General features: G+C 61.3%; 18 protein-coding genes. 8 read left to right on the top strand and 10 right to left on the bottom strand.

Annotation, left to right across the window (positions count from 1 at the left end):
- Positions 1-41: 41 nt before the first annotated feature.
- The 7 genes from NKI69_RS13810 to NKI69_RS13840 form a co-directional block, all read right to left on the bottom strand.
- Positions 42-1,391, bottom strand: a complete 1,350-nt coding sequence (locus tag NKI69_RS13810) for an ABC transporter substrate-binding protein (RefSeq protein ID WP_352721651.1) — start codon at positions 1,389-1,391, stop codon at positions 42-44.
- A 75-nt stretch (positions 1,392-1,466) separates the two neighbouring features.
- Positions 1,467-2,798: an ABC transporter substrate-binding protein gene (locus NKI69_RS13815; protein WP_502900178.1), complete on the bottom strand. Its 1,332-nt coding sequence runs from the start codon at positions 2,796-2,798 to the stop codon at positions 1,467-1,469.
- The gene (locus NKI69_RS13820) at positions 2,795-3,865 is read right to left on the bottom strand and encodes a branched-chain amino acid ABC transporter permease (RefSeq protein ID WP_352721653.1); all 1,071 of its coding nucleotides are present in this window, start codon (positions 3,863-3,865) and stop codon (positions 2,795-2,797) included. The genes NKI69_RS13815 and NKI69_RS13820 overlap by 4 nt, the downstream gene beginning before the upstream one ends.
- 3 nt (positions 3,866-3,868) lie before the next feature.
- Positions 3,869-4,750, bottom strand: coding sequence for a branched-chain amino acid ABC transporter permease (locus NKI69_RS13825; RefSeq protein ID WP_023809823.1), 882 nt, complete (start codon positions 4,748-4,750; stop codon positions 3,869-3,871).
- Positions 4,747-5,541 carry an ABC transporter ATP-binding protein gene (locus NKI69_RS13830; protein WP_352721655.1) on the bottom strand — a complete coding sequence of 265 codons (795 nt, stop codon included), beginning with the start codon at positions 5,539-5,541 and terminating at the stop codon, positions 4,747-4,749. The genes NKI69_RS13825 and NKI69_RS13830 overlap by 4 nt, the downstream gene beginning before the upstream one ends.
- A gap of 91 nt (positions 5,542-5,632) precedes the next feature.
- Positions 5,633-7,066 carry an LLM class flavin-dependent oxidoreductase gene (locus NKI69_RS13835; RefSeq protein WP_352553454.1) on the bottom strand — a complete coding sequence of 478 codons (1,434 nt, stop codon included), beginning with the start codon at positions 7,064-7,066 and terminating at the stop codon, positions 5,633-5,635.
- Between the two features lie 482 nt (positions 7,067-7,548).
- Positions 7,549-9,555 (bottom strand): putative bifunctional diguanylate cyclase/phosphodiesterase, encoded by a 2,007-nt coding sequence (locus NKI69_RS13840; RefSeq protein WP_128303836.1) that lies wholly within the window; start codon positions 9,553-9,555, stop codon positions 7,549-7,551.
- Between the two features lie 292 nt (positions 9,556-9,847).
- Here NKI69_RS13840 and NKI69_RS13845 point away from each other — a divergent pair, with 292 nt between their 5' ends.
- The 4 genes from NKI69_RS13845 (at position 9,848) to ychF (ending at position 13,717) form a co-directional block, all read left to right on the top strand.
- On the top strand, positions 9,848-10,882 hold the full coding sequence (locus tag NKI69_RS13845; RefSeq protein WP_023809826.1) for a class I SAM-dependent methyltransferase: 1,035 nt from the start codon (positions 9,848-9,850) through the stop codon (positions 10,880-10,882).
- 249 nt (positions 10,883-11,131) lie between these two features.
- Entirely contained in the window at positions 11,132-11,773 is a 642-nt protein-coding gene (locus NKI69_RS13850) for a 50S ribosomal protein L25/general stress protein Ctc (RefSeq protein ID WP_023809827.1), read from the top strand.
- Positions 11,774-11,796: 23 nt separating this feature from the next.
- The gene (gene pth, locus NKI69_RS13855; protein WP_352553450.1) at positions 11,797-12,522 is read left to right on the top strand and encodes an aminoacyl-tRNA hydrolase; all 726 of its coding nucleotides are present in this window, start codon (positions 11,797-11,799) and stop codon (positions 12,520-12,522) included.
- A gap of 91 nt (positions 12,523-12,613) precedes the next feature.
- Positions 12,614-13,717 (top strand): redox-regulated ATPase YchF, encoded by a 1,104-nt coding sequence (gene ychF / locus NKI69_RS13860; RefSeq protein ID WP_023809829.1) that lies wholly within the window; start codon positions 12,614-12,616, stop codon positions 13,715-13,717.
- 67 nt (positions 13,718-13,784) lie between these two features.
- Here ychF and guaD read toward each other — a convergent pair whose 3' ends face one another.
- The gene (guaD, locus tag NKI69_RS13865; RefSeq protein ID WP_023809830.1) at positions 13,785-15,149 is read right to left on the bottom strand and encodes a guanine deaminase; all 1,365 of its coding nucleotides are present in this window, start codon (positions 15,147-15,149) and stop codon (positions 13,785-13,787) included.
- A gap of 136 nt (positions 15,150-15,285) precedes the next feature.
- Here guaD and NKI69_RS13870 point away from each other — a divergent pair, with 136 nt between their 5' ends.
- From NKI69_RS13870 to NKI69_RS13885, 4 genes are all read left to right on the top strand, one after another.
- Complete coding sequence (locus NKI69_RS13870; protein ID WP_352721658.1) at positions 15,286-16,620, top strand: uracil-xanthine permease family protein; 1,335 nt, start codon at positions 15,286-15,288, stop codon at positions 16,618-16,620.
- A gap of 236 nt (positions 16,621-16,856) precedes the next feature.
- Positions 16,857-17,831, top strand: coding sequence for a magnesium/cobalt transporter CorA (corA, locus tag NKI69_RS13875; RefSeq protein WP_023809832.1), 975 nt, complete (start codon positions 16,857-16,859; stop codon positions 17,829-17,831).
- Between the two features lie 123 nt (positions 17,832-17,954).
- Positions 17,955-18,431 carry a MaoC family dehydratase gene (locus NKI69_RS13880; protein WP_023809833.1) on the top strand — a complete coding sequence of 159 codons (477 nt, stop codon included), beginning with the start codon at positions 17,955-17,957 and terminating at the stop codon, positions 18,429-18,431.
- Entirely contained in the window at positions 18,428-18,898 is a 471-nt protein-coding gene (locus tag NKI69_RS13885) for a MaoC family dehydratase (RefSeq protein WP_023809834.1), read from the top strand. Before NKI69_RS13880 ends, NKI69_RS13885 begins: the two co-directional genes overlap by 4 nt.
- 45 nt (positions 18,899-18,943) lie before the next feature.
- Here NKI69_RS13885 and NKI69_RS13890 read toward each other — a convergent pair whose 3' ends face one another.
- Together NKI69_RS13890 and NKI69_RS13895 are read right to left on the bottom strand one after the other, a co-directional pair.
- Positions 18,944-19,489: an adenine phosphoribosyltransferase gene (locus NKI69_RS13890; RefSeq protein WP_013529989.1), complete on the bottom strand. Its 546-nt coding sequence runs from the start codon at positions 19,487-19,489 to the stop codon at positions 18,944-18,946.
- Between the two features lie 9 nt (positions 19,490-19,498).
- Complete coding sequence (locus NKI69_RS13895) at positions 19,499-20,644, bottom strand: alpha-hydroxy acid oxidase (protein ID WP_023809835.1); 1,146 nt, start codon at positions 20,642-20,644, stop codon at positions 19,499-19,501.
- Between the last annotated feature and the right edge of the window lie 128 nt (positions 20,645-20,772).

A 20,772-nucleotide genomic window follows, 5' to 3' on the forward strand; every position in this document is an offset into this window, starting at 1 on the left:
TCCTTATCGTGGGAAACCGTCAAAGCGGCCGCCGCGTCCTGTCAGTTGCTGCCGATATCGCGGGGCGTAATTCCATGCTCCTTGGCATAGGCCTCGGATTTCGCGTCGATCAACGGACGCAGCGTTGTGCGATCGGCCTGCACCCAGTCGCTGACGAGAGACCATTTGGACCCGTTCCATTGCTGCACGCGCACCGCGCCGCCGCCCTCATGGTCCGCGGGCGTCAGTTGGAGGTTCTGCACCAGGCCTCGGAAACCTGCCCTTTCAAGGGCTGCGTCATCAAGCTTCAGGTGCTCCAGCGCCCACTGGCCTTCTTCTCCGGTGATCGGGCGGTTGCCGAACTTGGCCTGGGCCTGCCGAACGATCTCCACAGAGAGCAGGGCGCCGACGAGACCTGAATTGTAATAGACGCTGCCGAAGGCCTTGGTATCGCGCAGGTCGGACTTGCCGGCGTCGATGATGTCCTTCTTCAAACGCTCGTGGATCTTGAAGTCGGCGCCGGCCGGATAAGGCGTCAGCGCCAGATATCCCTTCGCCGCTTCGCCGGCCGGGATCACGTCTTCCTCGGACGAAGCCCAGACATCGCCGATGATGTGGTCGGCGGGAAAGCCGAAACGCACCGCGGTCTTGATGGCTACCGGCGTCGAAACACCCCAGGTTCTCAGGAACACCCAGTCCGGCTTTGCTTCGCGGACCTGCCGCCACTGCGAGGATTGTTCGCTGCCCGGATCGGCAACGGGAATCTGGATATTCTCGAAACCGTATTTCTTTGCCAGAAGGGCGAGCGGATCAAGCGTCTCGCGGCCATAGGCGCTGTCATGGTAGACGGTGGCGATCTTCTTTCCCTTGAGCTTGTCGAAGCCGCCTTCGCGCTCGGCAACATAGTTCACGACCGCCGACGCCTCGCTGTAGAAGGTCACTATGACCGGAAAGATATAGGGGAACACACGCCCGTCGGTGGCCTCGGTGCGACCGTAGGCAAGTGTTACCAGCGGTATCTTGTCCGTGGCCGCGCGGTCGGAAAGCGCATAGGCGGCCGGCGCGCCGTTCGGGAAATAGGCGGCGACCGGAGCGCCGTTCAACCCGTGCTTGAAGCGCTCATAGCATTCGATGCCCTTTTCGGCCGTCCATTCGGTCTCGCATTCCTGCCAGACAATCTTGACGCCGTTTATGCCGCCTTCGACTTCGTTGATATAGCGGTAATAATCGATCTGCCCGGCCCAGATGGAAGCGCCCGACGCCGCATAGGGGCCGACGCGATAGCTGGCGATCGGGAAAAACTGTTTGTCGCTGTCGGGACCCGGCTGGGTTTCAACGGCCTTGGCTGCACTGGCAAGCAGCAGCAACGAAGTGGCAGCCGCCAGGGCAGCGCGCAAGAGCTTTTGGTGCATGGCGAGCTTTTGGTGCATGTTTCAGGCAAGGAGGGGCACGACGCCCCTCCCCCGGTGGGACTATCAAGTGGAATATCAATTGGTTTCGGTATCTGGCGTACGCGGTGCGATGCCGTGTTCCTTGGCATAGGCGGCGGCTTGCTGCTCGATCAGCGGCCGTAGCGCTTCGTGGTCGGCCTTGATCCAGTCGGTCTGGAGAACCCACTTCTTGCCATCCCAGCTCTGGATGCGGGCAGCGCCGCCGCCTTCATGGTCAAGCGGCGTGATCTGGATCGGCTGCAGCAGGCCGACAAAGCCGATCTCCTTGAGATGGTTTTCGTCGATGGTCAGATGCTCGAAGGCCCACCGGCCTTCATCGCCATTCAGGGGACGAGCGCCAAACTTCTTGTAGCCGGTGCGGAGCGCCTCCACGGCGAGCGCGGCATTGACCAGACCGACATTGTAATTGACGGCGCCGAAATACTTCTGATCGCGCAGGTCGGACTTGCCGGCGTCGAGAATGAATTTCTTGAGCCGCTGATGGATCTCGAAATCGGCCCCCGCCGGATAAGGCGCAAGGGCGGAATAGCCGATCGCCGCCTTCCCGGCCGGGATGACGTCGGATTCGGAGCCGGCCCAGACGTCGCCGATGATATGATCGGCCGGAAAGCCGAAGCGGGCTGCCGTCTTGATGCCCACCACGGTGGAGACACCCCAGGTGCGCAAGAACACCCAGTCCGGCTTCAGCTCATGGACCTGGCGCCATTGCGGCGACTGTTCATTGCCTGGATCGGCGACGGGGATCTGGATGTTCTCGAAGCCGTATTTCTTGGCGAGCAGGTCGACAGCGGGCTGGGTGGCACGCCCATAGGCGCTGTCGTGATAGACGGTTGCTATCTTCAAGCCCTTGAGCTTATCGAACCCACCGACCTTGGACGCGATATAGTTGATGCCGGTCGAGGCCTGGCTGTAATAGCTGAACAGCAGCGGGAAGGCATACGGGAACACCCTGCCGTCGATGGATTCGGTGCGCCCACCGGCCGGATCGATCAGCGGGATCTTGTCGGCGGCAGCCTTCTCGAGCAGCGCATAGGTCGCGGGCGTGCCGTGCGTGAAGAAGAAAGCGATCGGCGAACCATCCTTGCCGCCCTTGACCCGCTCGTAGACCTCGACAGTCCGGTCCGGGCTCCACTCGGTCTCGAACTCTTCGTAGTTGAGTTTTATCCCGTCGATGCCGCCCTCGACCTCATTGATATAGCGGAAATAGTCCCTTTCGCCTGCCCACCAGAGTTCGCCCGAAGAGGCGTAGGCACCGACACGATAGGTCGGCAGCGGGATATATTGCGACACGTCCGCGGCGTTGAGCGTGGCGGGGCTCGCCACGAAGGCGCCACCCGCCAAAAGCGCGGCAATGATCAGTTTCTTCACGTCTGTCTCCTGATTTTGAGCCGCGCAAGGCGGCGATTGCCTAAATCTCCACGCTGTCTTTGCAGCAAGCGGGCTAGTCCCTCCGGTTCCTTGATGAGAAACCAGAGGATGAGGACCCCGAAGATCACCTTCTGGATGTTTTGAAGCAGTCCGGCGTCGACATGGCCGCCGAGCAGCCGCTGGAACAGCCAGTCGAGCGCCAGCGGCAACAGGCTGACGAAGGCGGCTCCGAAAGAAGCGCCGCGAATGGTGCCCATGCCGCCAATGATGATGATGAAGAGTATCTGGTAGGATCGCGTCAGGCCGAAGCTCTGCACGCTGGCCGATCCGAGATACGCAAATGCCCAGAGTGCGCCCGCAATGCCCAAGATGAAGCTCGATACGGCGAAGGCCTGGAGTTTCGCGCGCAGGATCGGCACGCCGATCACGGCCGCTGCCGTATCCATGTCGCGGATGGCCATCCAGTTGCGACCGGTCTGGCTGCGCACGAGATTGTAGGAAAGCCAGGTCAGCACGGCGACGCTGGCGAGCGTCAGGTAATAGCGTCCGTGCGGGCTGTTGAGATCGATGCCGAAGACGGACAGACCCGCTGGAAGCGAGATCGTGGCGGACGGATCACCGTTGTAGAACCACGGAAATTTGAGAAACAGCCATTCGAAGAAGAACTGCGCGGCAAGCGTGCTGACGATCAGATAGAAACCCTTGATGCGGGTCGAGGGAAAGCCGAAGGCGAACCCGACCGCGCCGGCGACGATGCCGGAAGCTATCAGCGCGAATGGCAGCGGCAGTTCGGGCAGCCGCAGCTGGAAGGCAAATGCCGCATAGGCGCCCACCATCATGAACGCACCGGCGCCGAGCGATATCTGGCCGGCATAACCCGTCAAAAGGTTAAGGCCGAGACCTGCCAGCGACAGAATAAGGAACGGCACGGCGATAGCATTGATCCAGTATTCCGTGGCGAGGAAAGGTAGGGCAACAATGAGGGCAGCTGCGGCTATGCCGGCCAGTGTCCGGGTGCTTGCGCCCTCGCCTATGCCGCCGGTAAGCCGGAGTTCAATATCGGACATGATTCAGACTCTTTCGATTTTCTGTTCGCCAAACAGACCGGCGGGGCGGATGAAGAGGAAGGCGAGCGCCAGCGCATAGGCAAACCAGGGCGTGATGCCGCCGCCGAGGAAGGGGCCGATATAGGTTTCGGCTAGGCTTTCCGTTGCACCGACAACGAGCCCGCCGACGATGGCGCCGGCAATAGAGGTGAAGCCGCCGATGATGAGCACCGGCAGGGCCTTCAGCACCACCAGCGACAATGAGAACTGCACGCCCTGGCGGGCGCCCCAGAGCAGACCGGCCACAAGCCCGACGAGCCCCGCAATGGTCCAGACGATCTGCCAGATGCGGTTGACATCGATGCCGATGGAGAGAGCGGCGCGAGTATCGTCGGCCACGCCCCTGAGCTCAACTCCGAGGCGGGTCTTGTTGAACAGCAGCGACAGGGCCACCACCAGGACGAGCGCGACTGCGGCGGCGGTGAGATCAAACTGGCTGATCATGATGTCACCGAGGAAGATCGGCAGATCCTCGATGCCGAGATCGAGCGCCCTGACCTGCGACCCCATGAGCCCTTGGGCTGTCCCTTCGACGATGTAGGCCAGCCCGAGCGTCGCCATGAACAGCGTCATCGGGCTGCGGTTGACGAGCGGGCGCAGTATCAGCCTCTCGATCCCGACTGCCATCAGCGCAAGCACGACCACCGTGATCGCCAGCGCCACCAGCACCGGCACACCCTGATCGGTCAGCGACACGAAGGTCAGGGCTGCAAACAGCAGGATGGACCCCTGCGCGTAGTTGAAGACGCCGGAGGCCTTGTAGATAAGCACGAAGCCGATGGCGACGAGCGAGTACATCGTGCCCGCCAGCAGGCCGCCGATGAGGGTTTCGAGAAACATGTTCATGCGGCGATCTCAACCTTGTCGTGGCCCAGATACGCGGCGATGACCTCGGGATTGTCGCGAATGGTATCCGGCGCGCCATCGGCCAGCTTGCGCCCGTAATCGAGCACGACGACATGGTGAGCGAGCTTCAGCACGATGCCGATATCGTGCTCGATCAGCACGATCGTCAGCTTCAGGTCGCGGTTCAGCCTGGCAATGATCTGCGCGATTTCCTGTTTCTCGGCGCTGTTCATGCCTGCCAGCGGTTCATCGAGAAGCAGCAGGCGGGGAGCCGCGACAATGGCGCGCGCTAGTTCGACCTTCTTCTGCACGCCGTAGGGCAGCAAGGCCACGGTGGTCTCGGCATGCCGCTCCAGATCGAAGAGGCGCAGGACTTCATGGGCGCGCTCGCGGAAACGGCGCGCCTCGGCGCATGCGCGCGGCAAAAGCAGTGCTTCTTCCAGGAGCGTTGCGCGAGCATGCCTGGACAGGCCGGCAATGACATTGTCGGCGACACTCATTCCCGAAAACAGCGCGTTGTTCTGGAACCCGCGGCCGATGCCGCGGCGCGCGGCCTCCAGCGGCTGCATCCGATGGAAATGTTCGCCCTCGAAGATGATCTCGCCTGAATCGGGAACATAGACGCCGTTCAGGATGTTCAGCAGCGAGCTTTTTCCCGCCCCATTCGGGCCGATCAGGGCGCAGATTTCCTGAGGCGCCACCTCGAAACTTAGATCGGAGATCGCCTTCACGCCTTTGAATGCGAGGGAGATGTTCTTGACTTCCAATGCGGGTGCGGATGGCGTTGTCATGAATTCAGCGCTCCATGGTGGCTAACAGAGGCAAAGTCCGACGGTCCGGCGGCGCGGGCCGCTTTCCCTTCGGCGCCGTGCAGGGATGATGTCAGGCCGGTTCGGATTGGCGGGCGTGCCCTTCGGTCAAGGTTGATTGCGCCGCGGCCTCGTCGCGCTTGACGCGTTCGATGTCGCGGAAGCGATGGGCCGGATGGTTTGCCGGCAGATAGGGGCCTTCGCCGAACAGCTTTTCGCGCAGTGTGCCCTCGCGATACTGCGTCGCGTACACCCCGCGCTTCTGCAGTTCCGGCACGACGTATCCGATGACGTCGGCAAAGCTGTCATGCGCCAGCGCATAAGCCAGGTTGAAGCCGTCGATGTCGGTTTCCTCGACCCACTCCTGCAGAAGATCGGCGATCGTCGATGGCGATCCCACGAAAAGCGGCCCGAGACCGCCAATGCCGCCCCATTTTGCAAGCTCTTCGATGGACCAGACCTTGTCGCCTCCGGCCAGATGCTCGACGGCGGAGATGATCGCGTTTGTCTTGACCTTCTTGACCGTATCCGTCGGTTTGTAGTGTCCGAAATCGATGCCGGTCCAGCCAGACATCAGGACCAGGGCGCCGTCATAGGAGGCGTGGTTCGCGTAATCCTGATATTTAGCCCGTGCCTTTTCGTCGGTTTCATCGACGATGATGGTTGCCATCGCGTAGATCAGCACCTTTTTCGGATCGCGACCCTGCTCGGCGGCGCGCTTGCGGATTTCCGCGACATAGGCGCGGGTGGCATCCTTCAGAGGCGTCGAGATGAACACGCATTCGGCGTGGCCGGCGGCGAACTGCTTGCCGGCACCCGAGGCGCCGGCCTGGAAGAGAACGGGCGTGCGCTGTGGCGAAGGTTCGCATAGGTGAAAGCCCGGCACATCGAAATATTTTCCCTTGTGGCCGATCTCGTGGATTTTTGTCGGATCGGCAAATATCCCGCGCTCCTTGTCGCGCAGCACGGCTCCCTCTTCCCAACTGCCCTCGAACAGCTTGTAGAGGACTTCGACATATTCGGTTGCAACGTCATAACGATTGTCGTGGCTGCGCAGCCCGCCTTGGCCGATGTTCTTGGCCCCGCTCTCCAGATAGGACGTGACGATGTTCCAGCCGATACGGCCCTTGGTATGGTGGTCCGCCGTCGAGAGGCGGCGTGCGAAGGTGTAGGGATGCTCAAAGCTCGTCGAAGCCGTGATGCCGATGCCGAGATGTTTGGTGGCCAAGGCGATCGGGTTGGCGAGCTGCAGCGGATCGTTCACCGGGATTTGCACGCCTTGCAGCAACGCATTGTCGAGGTTGCCCTTGTAGACATCATAATAGCCGATCACATCGGCGATGAAGACGGAGTCGAAGAACCCGGCCTCCAAAAGCCTGGCGAGATCTGTCCAATACTCCAGATCCTTGTAGTCCCAGGACCGGTCACGCGGGTGGCGCCAGAGGCCGGGCGACTGGTGACCGACGCAGTTCATTTCGAAGGCATTGAAGCGGATGGTCTTGCTCATTGTCGGTTCCGGAATCCTGCAAGCAATCGTGGTTGAGCTGGCAGGGTAGGGCCGGGAGCCAAATATTAAAGTAAATATATGGTTTTAATAGACTAATCCAGGGAATAGCATTCCTCGATCGAGCCGTTTCGCGGAAGCAAGGTGTTTTGCGCGAGATCCCCATCAGGAAAAAGTAGACGCAATCACCTTGCCGCCGGTGGCGATCTTGACCCGGTCCACCAAGCGGATGGTGCGATGATCCTGACGGCGATGGTCGGGCTGATCTGGCGCCGGCCTTCTCCACGTGGTCGTCTTTGGTGCCGGGCCGCGTCTCGACATCCGCCGCGGCTCAGCCCGCTGACGGTGTTCCTGCCGATATGAAGCAGGCCAGAAACTGGAAGCCGGCGCGGCGCTCAGGTGAAGTCAGCTAGACTTCGGCTTTTGGCCCGTCGCGGCCAAATAGCGGCCTAAACTCTAAGCCAAATGCCACCGCCCACACGTCATCATGCGGACTTAAGCACGGCAAATGACCGTTTGCGCATGGCCCGCTTTGCCTGGAAACTGACGGCGGGAGCGGGGCGGCCGACATGGAAGCCCTGGATCTTGTCTATGCCGAATTCGCGCATCAAGACCATCTGCTCGTCGGTTTCCACCCCTTCGACCAGGATCTTGTGGCCGCGATTTCGGACCAGGGTGATAATGTCCTGTAGCATTGCCTTGCCGCTCGGGGAGCTGCAGTCGTGAAGAAACGAGCGGTCGATCTTCACCGTATCGAAATCGATCAGGCGAAGCCACGAAAGGCCCGCGAAGCCCGTCCCGAAATCATCGAGCCATATCTTGATCCCGAGCAGCTTCAGGTCGCTGATGCAGCGCAGGATGTCCGAATGCATCTCCATCTCCAGCCCTTCGGTGATCTCGAAGGCCAGTCTGCTGCCGGCGACGCGGGTCTCGCCCAGAATGGTCGCAACAGACGTTGCGAAGCCCGGTGTCTTAAGCTGGATCGGGGAGACGTTGACACTGACGACATGGACGTGATCGTCTGCCAGGAGCTCGGCGCACACTGTCCTTATCGCCCAGCGCCCGAGTTCCAGGATCGCGCCGGTTCGTTCGGCGACGGGAATGAACAGGCTGGGCGGAACCGATGTGCCGTCCAGCATCTTGAGGCGCATCAGAGCCTCCACCGCTTCGACCCGGTCCGATTTGACATCCTGGATGGGCTGATAAACGAGTGAAACGAGATTCTGGCCGATCGCGATCTTCAGCAAGGCCGCAATGTTCTCACTCTCGTCGCTGCTTTGCGGATCGGTTGGATCGAACAGCCGGGCACAATTTCGGCCGCCGGCTTTTGCCAGATAGAGAGCGCGATCGGCCTCGTGGATGATCTTCTCCAGCTTGGCCCCGGTCTGCGTCCTGGTGAATGCGGCGCCAACGCTCACCGTTACGATCGAGACGCCGTCGCGCCGGAGCTCGTGGGTAAGCGCCAGGTTCTCCACCGTGCTGCAAATGGCTTCCGCGATGTTCAGGATCTGCTCTTTTGTCTCCATGCGCGCCAGGACGATGAACTCTTCGCCGCCGTAGCGGCCTATGGAACCATTATACTGTTTGATCATCTCGCTAAGGGCATTGGCGACATGGATCAGGCAGCGGTCGCCTTCCTGATGGCCGTAGCAGTCGTTGAATTTCTTGAAGAAGTCCACGTCGATGAGGATCGCCCCGAAGCTGGTGCCGACCTTTTGCCAATCGCTCCAGTAGTCCCGCAGCTTCTCGTCGATCGCGCGCCGGTTCTCCAGACCTGTAAGCGGATCGGTCCGCGACAATCTCAGCAGGGCCTTGCCGCGTTCGGTCGCCTCATTGTGCTGGATCTTGGCTTCCAGGGCATTCAGAAAGACGTTGTAGCGTTCCTCATTTAGTTTCCAGTTCACATACGAGGTGAACGTGAAACAAGAAACATAGAAAGCCCCAAAAACCATTTTGTATGTGAGGGTTGAAGGAACAAAGTAGTTTACAATGTAAAGTATACATAAAATTATTGCGGAAGTTACGATAGAAAGCTTGAAATTGAACGTAAAGAAAAGATTGGCGCTCATCATGAATATGGTCCCAAAGACCATATAGTAAGAGACACTTTCCTTGTCCGCGCCCATAATCGCCGGACACAGCCAACCAACATAGCCAAAGATAATGGCCCCGGCGCAGGTCACGTCGAGCCATTCCGTCCCGACGCCATGGCGAAGCTGCGCTTCCAGGATCAAAAGCGCGCTCAATCCGACCGTGAAGCGCGCCGTGATCGTATAGGCGGCCACATCCGGGATCAGCAGCAGATCGGTTGCCGAAAACAAGAGATAGATCGCAACCGCGATCCAAAGCCCTGGCCTGGCTTCCCCTCTTCGCGTCGCCTGCGCTTCCGTGCGGTAAAGGGTGCGAAGCTCGTCGGCCCCCAGTTCGTAGCGCGGCTCGTACGGCTCCGCATCAACCGCATCGACCAATACGGAGGACAGGTGTTCGTTCATCACAATAGACCCCGTTTGAAAGGGATTTTGTTTTCCGAACTCATTTCCAGCTTCTGCCCCCACGCGGGCCGGCTCCTTGGACGCGACGGCGATTGCGACGCCGGGCAAACAAATGCAATCGCGCAAGACAAGTTTCCGTTAACTCGAACCCGGAATTCGGGCCGAAAGCCGTCTAAAGAGGAACATGGTTGGCGGGAAATTAATCATAACGATAAAATGCCGTCGGCCCGACATTGGCAAAGGGAGCATTCTACGCAATAAGTTAACCGACTGTTAACTATGGAGTGATGGCGTGCAGACCGTTCTTGATGGCAAAAGCTTGATTACTGCCGAGATGCTCGCCGGCACGCTGCCTCGGGGAAAGCTCGAGCATCATGGCGAAGCGTTCGAAACCGCGCGTGCTGAGCTGGCCCTCATTCTCCACGCGACACAGCAGCAGGTCGAACAGGACAAGAACCCGGCCGAGATCGTCGGTCGCTTGCTGTCCTTTCTGAATGGCCTGCATTCCAAGGTTCATCCCGACGTCTGGCATGCGTTGATACCGGTCGCGCAGAACCATCCGATCCTGAAGTATTTTCTCGAGGATCCGCTGACGCACTGGTCCTTCACCAAGCCCAGGGGCTATTCCGGCGACGCGCAGTTGCTTGATTACATCTATTGCGATCCGCATGTGGCAGAGAGCGTGGCCAACGCCTCGGAGATCGGCAAGGCCCTGTACAGCCATACCCAGAACGTACCGTCATGCGTCGCCGCACGGGAGCGGCGCGATCTCTTGACCCGATATGTCGATCAGATCGCGGCGAAGAATGGACCGGAAACCGAGGTCCTGGCGATCGCGGCCGGCCATTTGCGGGAAGCCAATCGTTCGGTCGCCCTGACGGAGGGCCGGCTCAAGCGCTGGGTTGCGCTCGACCAGGACCCCCAGAGCGTTGGGCTTATCGCGCGCGACTTCCAGGGCACCGCGGTCGAAGCCATCGACGGCTCGGTGCGAACCGTGCTCACGCGAGGCCACAAGCTCGGCAAATTCGACTTCATCTATGCCTCCGGCCTTTACGACTACCTCGCCCACAACGTCGCCGTGAAACTCACGAAGACCTGCCTGCAGATGTTGAAGCCGAACGGCACCTTCCTGTTTGCGAACTACGCCGAGGGCACGCCTGACGCCGGCTACCGGGAGACATTCATGGACTGGGTGTTGCTGCTGAGATCGGAGATCGATATGTGGAACATCGTCAATGCCAGCGTCGACCGCAACACCGTCGAGGCGCAGGTGTTCTTCGGCGAGAACCGCAACGTGCTTTATGCCGTCATCGAAAAGCGCGGATAGCGACCGCCTGGACTGCACCAGGCCGGGCGTGCCTTTGGCTTGCACCTCCGGCCGCCTTCCGCTATAGAGCCGCCACCCGCGTAGACACCCTTGGAGGCAACGCGGCGGAAGGCCGCCTTCCCGCATGATCCCGAAAAGTGGATTCCGGTTTTCGGACCAGATCATGCATGGGTATGTCGGCTTTCGACGTTTACGGTCCAGGCACTCTGCCCACCGTGAGCGCTCCAGAACAAACCGAAAGGAAATGCCATGAGCCACGACACTTACGAGCTCAAGGCCGAAGCACGCGAACAGGTCGGTAAGGGGTCCGCCCGTGCAGTTCGCCGCAACGGTAAAGTGCCTGCAGTAATCTATGGTGACAAGCAGCCTCCCCTGGCTATCGCGCTCACCTACAAGGACATCTACTACAAGATCCATGGCGGCGGGTTTCTGACCACGATCGCCACGATCGATGTCGACGGCAAGAAGATCCAGGTCCTGCCGAAGGACTTCCAGCTCGACCCGGTCAAGGATTTCCCTGTCCATGTCGACTTCCTGCGCATCGGCAAGGACACCCAGGTCAATGTCGACGTGCCTGTCCACTTCATCAATGAAGACAAGTCGCCCGGCATCAAGCGCGGCGGCGTGCTCAACATCGTGCGTCACGAAGTCGAGTTCCACTGCCCGGCCAATGCGATCCCGGAGTTCATCACCGTCGATCTCACCGGCGCCAACATCGGCGACTCGATCCACATCTCGGCGGTCAAGCTGCCGGCTGGCGTCAAGCCTGTGATCTCCGACCGCGACTTCACCATCGCGACCATTGCCGGTTCGTCGGCGATGAAGCCGGAGACGGAAGAGACGGCTGAAGCGGCTGCACCTGAAGCGGCTCCTGCCGCCGAAGAGAAGTAACTCTTTCCCGCCCGGAGCAGACGATGCTTGTCTTTGCAGGCCTCGGCAATCCGGGCGCGAAATACGCCAGCAACCGCCACAATGTCGGTTTCATGGCGGCGGACGCAATCGCCCGCCGCCATTCCTTTTCGCCCTGGACGAAGAAATTCCAGGGCCTGATTTCTGAAGGCACGCTCGGCGGCGAAAAAATCGTCCTGATCAAGCCGCAGACCTTCATGAACCTGTCCGGCCAGTCGGTCGGCGAAGCACTGCGCTTCTACAAGCTCGAGCTTTCCGCGCTCACCGTCTTCTATGACGAGATCGACCTTGCCGAAGGCAAGCTGCGCATAAAGACTGGCGGCGGTGCCGGCGGCCATAACGGCATTCGCTCGATCGACGGCCATGTCGGCAACGCCTATCGCCGCGTACGCATCGGCGTCGGCCATCCCGGCGTCAAGGAAATGGTCCAGCACCATGTGCTCGGCGATTTCGACAAGGCCGACCGCGAATGGCTCGAACCGCTGCTCGACGCGATCGCCGACAACGCCGCCATGATCGCCAAGGGCGACGAGTCCGGCTTCATGAACAAGACCAGCCTCGCCGTCCAGGGCAAGGCCGGCTCGCAACCGGAAAAGCCGGCACCGAAGCAGCCGGCGCAGAAGCAGCAAAGTCACGTCCGCCAAGCACGGCCGCAGCAGGTGCCAGCCAAGCTGCCGGAAAGCGGTCCAATGGCCGCCATGCTGAAGAAGCTGTTCGGCGGCAAGGACTGAGCATCAAGGGGACCGAAGGGCTTGACGTTGATCACCCCTATCGCCCATAGCCCTGATCAAATTTCTATTTTCCCGATAGGACCGAACAAAAATGGGTTTCAAATGCGGCATCGTTGGCTTGCCCAACGTCGGCAAGTCGACGCTTTTCAACGCGTTGACCAGAACGGCTGCGGCGCAAGCCGCCAACTATCCATTCTGCACCATCGAACCGAACACCGGCGAGGTGGCGGTGCCAGATCCGCGCCTGCAGAAGATCGCCGCGATCGCCAAGTCGAAGGAGATCATCCCGACCCGCATATCCTTCGTCGACATTGCCGGTCTGGTGCGCGGTGCCTCGAAGGGCGAAGGGCTGGGCAACCAGTTTCTCGCCAACATCCGTGAGGTCGACGCCATCGTGCATGTGCTGCGCTGCTTCGAGGATGACGACATCACCCATGTCGAGGGCCGCATCGACCCCGTCGCCGATGCCGAGACGGTCGAGACCGAGCTGATGCTCGCCGACCTCGACAGCCTCGAACGCCGCATCGTGCAATTCCGCAAGCGCGCCGGCAGCAAGGACAAGGAAGCGACGACCGTGCTGCCGCTGATGGAGGCAGCGCTCGAACTGCTGCAGGCCGGCAAGCCGACCCGCATTCTGCTCAAGGGTATTTCGCCCGAAGATTTGCGCATCCTGCAGGGCTTGAACCTTCTGACCTCGCATCCCGTGCTCTATGTCTGCAATGTCGCCGAGGCCGACGCCGCCACCGGCAACGAGCACACCAGTGCCGTGGAAAACATGGCCACCGCCCAAGGCGCCGGCACCGTGGTGATCTCGGCGGCGATCGAGGCGGAAGTCGCCCAGCTCTCCGACGAGGAAGAAATGGAATTCCTGTCGTCGCTGGGCCTCGACGAACCCGGCCTGAACAAGGTCATCCGCGCCGGCTACGACCTGTTGCATCTCATCACCTATTTCACCGCCGGGCCGAAGGAGACGCGCGCCTGGACCATCCATAAGGGCGACAAGGCGCCACAGGCCGCCGGTGTCATCCACACCGATTTCGAGCGCGGCTTCATCCGCGCCCAGACCATCTCCTACAACGACTTCGTCACACTGGGCGGCGAAGTGGCGGCCAAGGAAGCCGGCAAGGCGCGTGACGAAGGCAAGGAATATGTCGTCCAGGACGGCGACGTGCTGTTGTTCAAGTTCAACACCTGATGTGACGGATGTCACGCCGCCGTGGCGGCGTGATCAGCGCCCTCTCCGGCTAGCCCGGGAAAACCAGCTATTGCCCAACTACCCTCCGGCCACTCACCCAGACCGTGGCGATGTTGGCCCGCGCTGCGTTGAGCACGATCTTCTGGAATATCTCCTCAAGCGTATCGTCGGCCATGCCGATGTGGATGTTCGATGCCCTGGCGCTGGTGTCGATCAGCAGCGCGTCAAACTCATAGCCGACGCGAAAATTGCCCGTCGGCAGATCAAGTGCTTCCGCACCGCCGGCGGTCGCCAGCCAGAACGCCTCCTGGTGCGTGATGGGTTCGCCGGGCGCACCGCGTTGCTCCGGCGGCAGGCCGGCATGCACACCGCTTTGCAGCGTCCTCGACGCTGACAATGCATGTCGGCAGCCATCGAACAGTGACGGGCTGTAGCCTCCGGAAATGTCGGTTCCGAGCCCGACGTGCATGTGCCGGTCAAGTGCTGCGCGCAGCGGAAATGCGGCATTGGCGAAATAGAAATTGGACAGCGGGCAATGGGCAACAGCCGCGCCCCTCTCCTCTATGAGGTCCATATCCTGCTCATCGATGAAATTCGAATGCGCCAGGATCGTATGCCGGGTGAGCAGGCCGAAACCATCAAGGCTTGCCGCATCGGTGCGGCCGAAGCGCGTCTCGACGAACTGCTTTGCCCAGTCGCTCTCCGAGCAATGCGTCTGCACGTGGCAGCCGAATTCGGTTGCCAGCTCGCCGAGTCCTTGCAGCGCCGCATCCGTGCAGCTTGGGATGAAGCGCGGTGTGATCGCCGGCTGGACGAGCGGCCTGTCGCGCGGATCCAGCGACTTGACCGCCTCGATGAACCGTCTGGTGTCCGATACCGCGCTTGCCGCATCGGCATCGCGGTAGAAAGGTGGACACTGCTCTGGATCGTCCATCACCACCTTGCCGACGAGCGCGCGTTGACCCTTCTCAAGACAGGTCTCGGCAAGCGCCAGGCTCGCGTCAACATGGACCGTGGCGAAATAGAGCGCCGTGGTGGTTCCGTTGGCCAGCAGGTTATCGACCAGATCGGCATAGACCTCGCGGGCATAATCGACATCCGCATAGCGGGCTTCGAGCGGAAAGGTGTATTTCTGCAGCCAGACTTCGAGCGGCACATCCAGCGCCTTGCCCATCTGCGGCCATTGCGGCGCATGGATATGCAGGTCGATGAGACCGGGCAGCAGGAATTGGCCATTGGCAAGCTCAACAAGCGTGCCCGCCAGGCGGGCAGCGTTCTGCCTGACCTCGTACTCGCGATGATCCGGCGCCAGCATTTCCGCGATGCGCCCCTGTGCATCGACGCTGAACAGATGGTCCTTCAGCACCTCCAGCCTGCCGCGTTGGGGCGTGTGGAAGGCGGTGCCGAGCAGCGTGAAGGGTTCTCTCGTCATTGCGGCTCCGGTTTGGCTAACGGTCTGCTTGGCCTACAAAAAAACAGTTGGCAAATGTTGTGGCCGCTGTCCTTCGGCACCGACTGATCCCATGATCGAGCGGGAATTTCCAGAGGGGTCAGAAGGGGAACGGTACATGGAACGCGTTGCGTCAGAGATCACATTGATTGCCCAACCGGACGATCCGCTGCCATGGGGCAAGGCAGCGCTGCTCGGCCTCCAGCATGTACTGGCGATGGACGTCTACATCGTGCCGTTTATCATCGCATCGGTGCTCGCCTTCAGCGTCGGCGATGCCGGCGCCTTTATCCAGTCCGCATTCGTGGCCGCAGGCATTGCCACACTGATCCAGTCGCAGCTTTTGATGCGGCTGCCGGTCGTCCAGGGGCCGTCCTTCGTCCCGATCGGCGCGGTGCTGGCCATCGCCTTCGGAGCAGGCGGCGGCGTTGGCGGTCTCTCCGCCGTGGTCGGAGCGCTCATTCCGGGCGCCATACTGGTCATCCTGCTCGGTTCGCCGACAAGAATCTTCCATCGCCTCGTCAACCGCTTCGTACCGCCCATCGTCGGCGGTGCGATCATCATCGTCGTCGGCGTCGCCTTGATGCCGGTGGCGCTCAAGGAGAGCGTGTTCGCGGTCCACGGCACCGCCACGGTCGGCGGCAACATCGTCCTCGCTTTTATCGCCGCTGCCTTCCTCGTCGGCTGCATGCTGACCGGCATGGCACTTGGCGCGAAGGGCGCCTGGCTGCGCCTGCTGTCCGTGATCATCGCCCTGGTGGCAGGCAGCGTGGCCGCCGCCTTCATGGGCCAGTTGAACATGGCGGGCGTTGCGGACGCGACATGGTTTTCCATGCCGCGAATCGCCTTCCTCAATCTCGACGTGACGTTCTCGCTGTCGGCGACACTGACGATGCTGATCGTCTATATCGTCGTTCTCGCCGAAACCACCGGCACCTGGTTCGCCGTCGGCGCCGTCAGCGACAAGCCGCTGTCGGACGAGCAGCTCGACAAGGGCGCGACAGGTGAAGGCCTCGGCTGCCTGGTCAGCGCGCTGCTGTGCAGCACCCCGGTGACCGGCTATTCGTCCAATGCCGGCATCATTGCCATCACCGGCATTGCCAGCCGCGCCGCCTTTGCCGCCGCCGGCATCTTCCTGGTGCTGTTCGGGCTGATCGGCAAGCTTTCGGCGGTCATCGCCTCGATACCGGGGCCTGTCATCGGCGGCGTTTTCGGCGTCCTCTGCGTCGTCATCGCCATGAACGGTTTCCGCGTCGTGCGCGGTACACCCCTGACCGAGCGCAACATGCTGGTCATCGGTCTGCCGATCCTGATGGCGCTGTTTGCCACGCTGGCGCCGCCGGATTTCGTCAAGACGCTCCCCGACCTCGTGCAGTACATCCTCGGCTCATCGATCGCCTTCGGCGCCGTCTGGGCCATCGTGCTGCACCAGATCCTGCCAAACTCCCGGTAGACGTATCCTAAGATGGCGGGCGGCAATGTGCCGTCCGCTATCTCTCTGCATCGTTGACAGCACTTGCCGTTGACCTGTTTTGCGGGCGGCATGGCCTGCCTTGACCTTGTCACATCACGGGTCTAATCGGCTGGGGCACGCGGTCGGCGCTTTCGGCGAAAGTGTCCGTCTCGTGCAATCCAACACGACGCGTCAATCCGAACGCACCCTTTGACCCCAGCAAGGGATATCAGGCGATGATCAAGGCCTTCGTCGTGGACAATGACCGCCTGCGCGTCGTCGACGATCTCCTGGCAAACAGCGAGACCATCGTCTGGGCGGACCTGTTCAACCCGACAAAGGAAGAGGAAGCGACGATCGAGAGCTGGCTCGGCGTTGCCATTCCGACGCGCGAGGAGATGGAGGAGATCGAGATTTCGAGCCGCCTCTATGTCGAGGACGGCGCCTACTTCATGACCGCCACCCTGCCCGCCCAGACCGAGGTCGACGATCCCTTGATGTCGCCGGTCACCTTCGTGCTCGCCGGCACAAGGCTGATCACGGTGCGCTACCACGAGCCGAAGGCCTTCAAGACCTTTCCGCAGCGCGCCGAGAAGGTGGCGACCGGCTGCACCAGCGGCGACACCATCCTGATCGGCTTGCTGGAGGCGATCGTCGACCGTCTCGCCGACATTCTGGAACGCGCCGGCCGCGACATCGAGGCGATCTCGCGCGATATATTCGAGGCGCGGTCGACCAAGGTTTCCAAGCGCAACCGTGATTTCCAGGAGTTGCTGAAAGCCATCGGCCGCAAGGAGGACATCGCGTCTTCGATCCGCGACAGCCTGATCTCTCTGCAGCGGCTGGCAGGCTTCTTCGCCCATGCCTCGACCCGCACCAAGATGAGCAAGGACACCAAGGCGCGCATCAAGACGCTGTCGCGCGATGTGCTGTCGCTCGCCGACCACGCCACCTTCCTGTCGCAGAAGATCTCCTTCCTGCTCGACGCCACCCTCGGCATGATCTCGATCGAGCAGAACGCCATCATCAAGATCTTCTCGGTCGCCGCCGTCATCTTCCTGCCGCCGACTTTGGTCGCCTCGATCTACGGCATGAATTTCGACGTCATCCCCGAGTTGAAATGGGAGCTTGGCTATCCCTTCGCCATCGCCATGATGGTGCTGTCGGCGATCCTGCCCTTCTGGTACTTCCGCCGCCGCGGCTGGCTCTGAGTGGCCCTGTCGATCGGCTGCCACAGGCTGGCGCAGTAGAAATCGCTTGACCAAACGAACGCCGGCCTGCATCCGGAAACCCCGATCCTGGGGATCGTGGGTCGACAAGCCGGATTCCAGACCATGACTGCAGAGATAAAAACATGGGCCTATGAGGACTTCATCGAGGGCGCATCGATCGACCTCGGCTCGAAGCTCGTGAGTGCCGCCGAGATCGTCGAATTCGCCGGAGAATTCGACCCGCAGCCGATGCATCTCGACGAGGAAGCCGGTAAGGCCAGCATCCTCGGCGGGCTGGCAGCGTCGGGCTGGCACACCTGCGCAATGTTCATGCGCATGCTGTGCGATGCGTTCCTGCTGGACTCGACCTGCCAGGGCGCGCCCGGAGTCGATCAGGTCAAATGGAAGAAGCCGGTCCTGGCCGGCGACCAACTGACCGGCACCCTGATGGTTATTGCCAAGCGCCTGTCGAAATCGAAGCCGCAACTCGGCTTCGTCACCATGCGCAGCGAACTGTTCAACCAGCGTGGCGAAAGCGTCTTCGAGCTCGAGAACTCCGTCATGTTCCTCACGCGCGATGCCGCGGGGAGCCAAGCATGACACTGGACGAGTTCTTCCGTATCGGCACCACCGTCACGCTCGGCTCGCACTCATTCGAGCCCGAGGCGATCAAGGCCTTCGCCCGTAAGTACGACCCGCAAATCTTCCATATCGACGAGGAGGCCGCGAAGAAAAGTGTGCTCGGCGGCCTCTGCGCGTCCGGCTGGCACACGGCCGCGACCTGGATGAAACTCAATCTGGAAAACCGTATGGACGCCGAGATCGCTGCGTGGAGCGGTCCCGGTCCAGTGCCGGAATTCGGTCCCTCGCCCGGCTTCAAGAACCTGAAATGGCTGAAGCCGGTCTATGCCGGGCAAACCATCACCTTCACGCGCACCGCGCTGTCGCACCGCCCAATCGCCTCACGCCCCGGCTGGCGGCTGCTGGCGCTGCGTTCGGAAGCTTTCGATTCCACCGGCGACAAGGTGCTCGAGTTCGAAAGCGCCGTTCTGGTGAAGGCCGAGTAACGCCACTTTCCCTCTCCCTTCTTGTAGGAGAAGGGAGAGCACTCCTCAATGTCCTTCGAACCCTATCAGCGTTCTGACCGGCACACCGAGGGCTTCGAGCTTGGCGCGGCCGCCGAGGTCCGGCAGGTCGATGACAAAACAGGCAGCGAGGATGTCGGCGCCGATCTGGCGCAGAAGTTTGACCGCGGCTTCAGCCGTTCCGCCGGTGGCGATCAGATCGTCGACAAGGATCACCTTCTCGCCCGGAGCAACGCCGTCCTTGTGCATCTCCATCTCGTCCAGCCCATATTCCAGGCTATAGGCGACGCGCACCGTTTCGTAGGGCAGCTTGCCCTTCTTGCGGATCGGCACGAAACCGGCCGAGAGCTGATGGGCGACGGCGCCGCCAAGGATGAATCCACGTGCCTCGATGCCGGCGATCTTGTCGATCTTCTGGCCGGCATAGGGATGCACCAGTTCGTCGATGGCGCGGCGGAAGGCGCGCGCATTGCCGAGCAGCGTGGTGATGTCGCGAAACAGGATGCCGGGCTTGGGATAATCCGGAATGGTGCGGATCGCGGCGAGCAATGTGTCTTCGAGGGAGGATTTCATGGGTCGAGATTACCTGAAACGGACGTTCTTGCGCGACAATTGTTCGATCGAACTGCAGCCCATCAGCTTCATGCCGCGTTCGATCTCGACCCGCATCTGCTCAAGCGCCCGTTCGACCCCGGGCTGGCCTGCCGCCGCGAGCGGGAACAGATAGTAGCGTCCGACGCCGACGGCCTTGGCACCGAGCGACAGCGCCTTCAGCACATGGGTGCCGCGCTGCACGCCGCCATCCATGATGACGTCGATCCTGTCGCCAACGGCGTCGACGATCTCGGCAAGCTGATCGAACGCCGCCCGCGAGCCATCCAGCTGCCGCCCGCCATGGTTCGACAGCACAATGCCGCTGCAGCCGATGTCGACGGCGCGTCTTGCATCCTCCACCGATATGACGCCCTTGAGGCAGAACGGACCCGACCAAAGCTTGACCATCTCGGCCACGTCGTCCCACGTCATCGACGGGTCTAGCATCTCGGTGAAGTAGCGGCTGATCGACATCGTGCCGCCACCCATGTCGACATGCTCGTCGAGCTGCGGCAGCTTGAACCCCTCATGGGTGAAATAATTGATCGCCCAGGCCGGCTTGAGCGCGAACTGCGCCATTCCGGCGAGATTGAGCTTGAAGGGAATGGCAAAGCCGGTGCGTTTGTCGCGCTCGCGGTTTCCCCCGGTGATGCTGTCGACGGTCAGCATCATCACCTCGACGCCGACCGCCTTTGCGCGCTGCATCATCGCCCGGTTAAGACCTCGGTCCCGGTGGAAATAGAACTGGTAGACCTGTGGGCTGCTGCTGATGCCGCGCGCCTCCTCGAGGCTGACGGTGCCAAGCGAGGAGACGCCGAACATGGTGCCGTATTTGGCGGCGGCCCTGGCGACCGCGCGCTCACCCTGATGGTGGAACAGGCGCTGCAAGGCGGTCGGCGAGCAATAGAACGGCATCGCCAGCTTCTGGCCCATGACCGTCACCGACATGTCGACCTCGCTCACTCCGCGCAGCACGTTGGGAACAAGGTCGCAGGTCTCGAAGCTTTCGGTGTTGCGGCGATAGGTGACCTCATCGTCGGCCGCGCCGTCGATGTAGTTGAAGATCGGCCCGGGCAGCCGCTGCTGTGCCATCCGCCGGAAATCGGAAAAGTTGTGACAGTCGCTGAGCCGCATCATCGAATTCCAAAGGCCATGGCGGGACGAGCTTCTCGCCACCGTTCGATGCGTCGAATATCAACCTGATGCCGCCATGCCAACGGACTAATTGCCGAACTTTCGCTTGAGCACGAGCGTTAACAAAA

Source organism: Mesorhizobium sp. M0491 (genome assembly GCF_040321265.1).
Lineage (GTDB): Bacteria > Pseudomonadota > Alphaproteobacteria > Rhizobiales > Rhizobiaceae > Mesorhizobium.

Excerpts from the sequence above, each read along its gene's own strand:
- NKI69_RS13890 (WP_013529989.1), bottom strand. The coding sequence starts at position 19,489 with ATGAAATCCTCCCTCGAAGACACATTGCTCGCCGCGATCCGCACCATT.
- corA (WP_023809832.1), top strand. The coding sequence starts at position 16,857 with ATGATCAAGGCCTTCGTCGTGGACAATGACCGCCTGCGCGTCGTCGAC.
- NKI69_RS13895 (WP_023809835.1), bottom strand. The coding sequence starts at position 20,644 with ATGCGGCTCAGCGACTGTCACAACTTTTCCGATTTCCGGCGGATGGCA.
- NKI69_RS13880 (WP_023809833.1), top strand. The coding sequence starts at position 17,955 with ATGACTGCAGAGATAAAAACATGGGCCTATGAGGACTTCATCGAGGGC.
- NKI69_RS13840 (WP_128303836.1), bottom strand. The coding sequence starts at position 9,555 with ATGAACGAACACCTGTCCTCCGTATTGGTCGATGCGGTTGATGCGGAG.
- NKI69_RS13885 (WP_023809834.1), top strand. The coding sequence starts at position 18,428 with ATGACACTGGACGAGTTCTTCCGTATCGGCACCACCGTCACGCTCGGC.
- NKI69_RS13830 (WP_352721655.1), bottom strand. The coding sequence starts at position 5,541 with ATGACAACGCCATCCGCACCCGCATTGGAAGTCAAGAACATCTCCCTC.
- guaD (WP_023809830.1), bottom strand. The coding sequence starts at position 15,149 with ATGACGAGAGAACCCTTCACGCTGCTCGGCACCGCCTTCCACACGCCC.
- NKI69_RS13870 (WP_352721658.1), top strand. The coding sequence starts at position 15,286 with ATGGAACGCGTTGCGTCAGAGATCACATTGATTGCCCAACCGGACGAT.
- NKI69_RS13825 (WP_023809823.1), bottom strand. The coding sequence starts at position 4,750 with ATGAACATGTTTCTCGAAACCCTCATCGGCGGCCTGCTGGCGGGCACG.
- NKI69_RS13850 (WP_023809827.1), top strand. The coding sequence starts at position 11,132 with ATGAGCCACGACACTTACGAGCTCAAGGCCGAAGCACGCGAACAGGTC.
- pth (WP_352553450.1), top strand. The coding sequence starts at position 11,797 with ATGCTTGTCTTTGCAGGCCTCGGCAATCCGGGCGCGAAATACGCCAGC.
- NKI69_RS13835 (WP_352553454.1), bottom strand. The coding sequence starts at position 7,066 with ATGAGCAAGACCATCCGCTTCAATGCCTTCGAAATGAACTGCGTCGGT.
- NKI69_RS13820 (WP_352721653.1), bottom strand. The coding sequence starts at position 3,865 with ATGTCCGATATTGAACTCCGGCTTACCGGCGGCATAGGCGAGGGCGCA.
- NKI69_RS13810 (WP_352721651.1), bottom strand. The coding sequence starts at position 1,391 with ATGCACCAAAAGCTCTTGCGCGCTGCCCTGGCGGCTGCCACTTCGTTG.
- ychF (WP_023809829.1), top strand. The coding sequence starts at position 12,614 with ATGGGTTTCAAATGCGGCATCGTTGGCTTGCCCAACGTCGGCAAGTCG.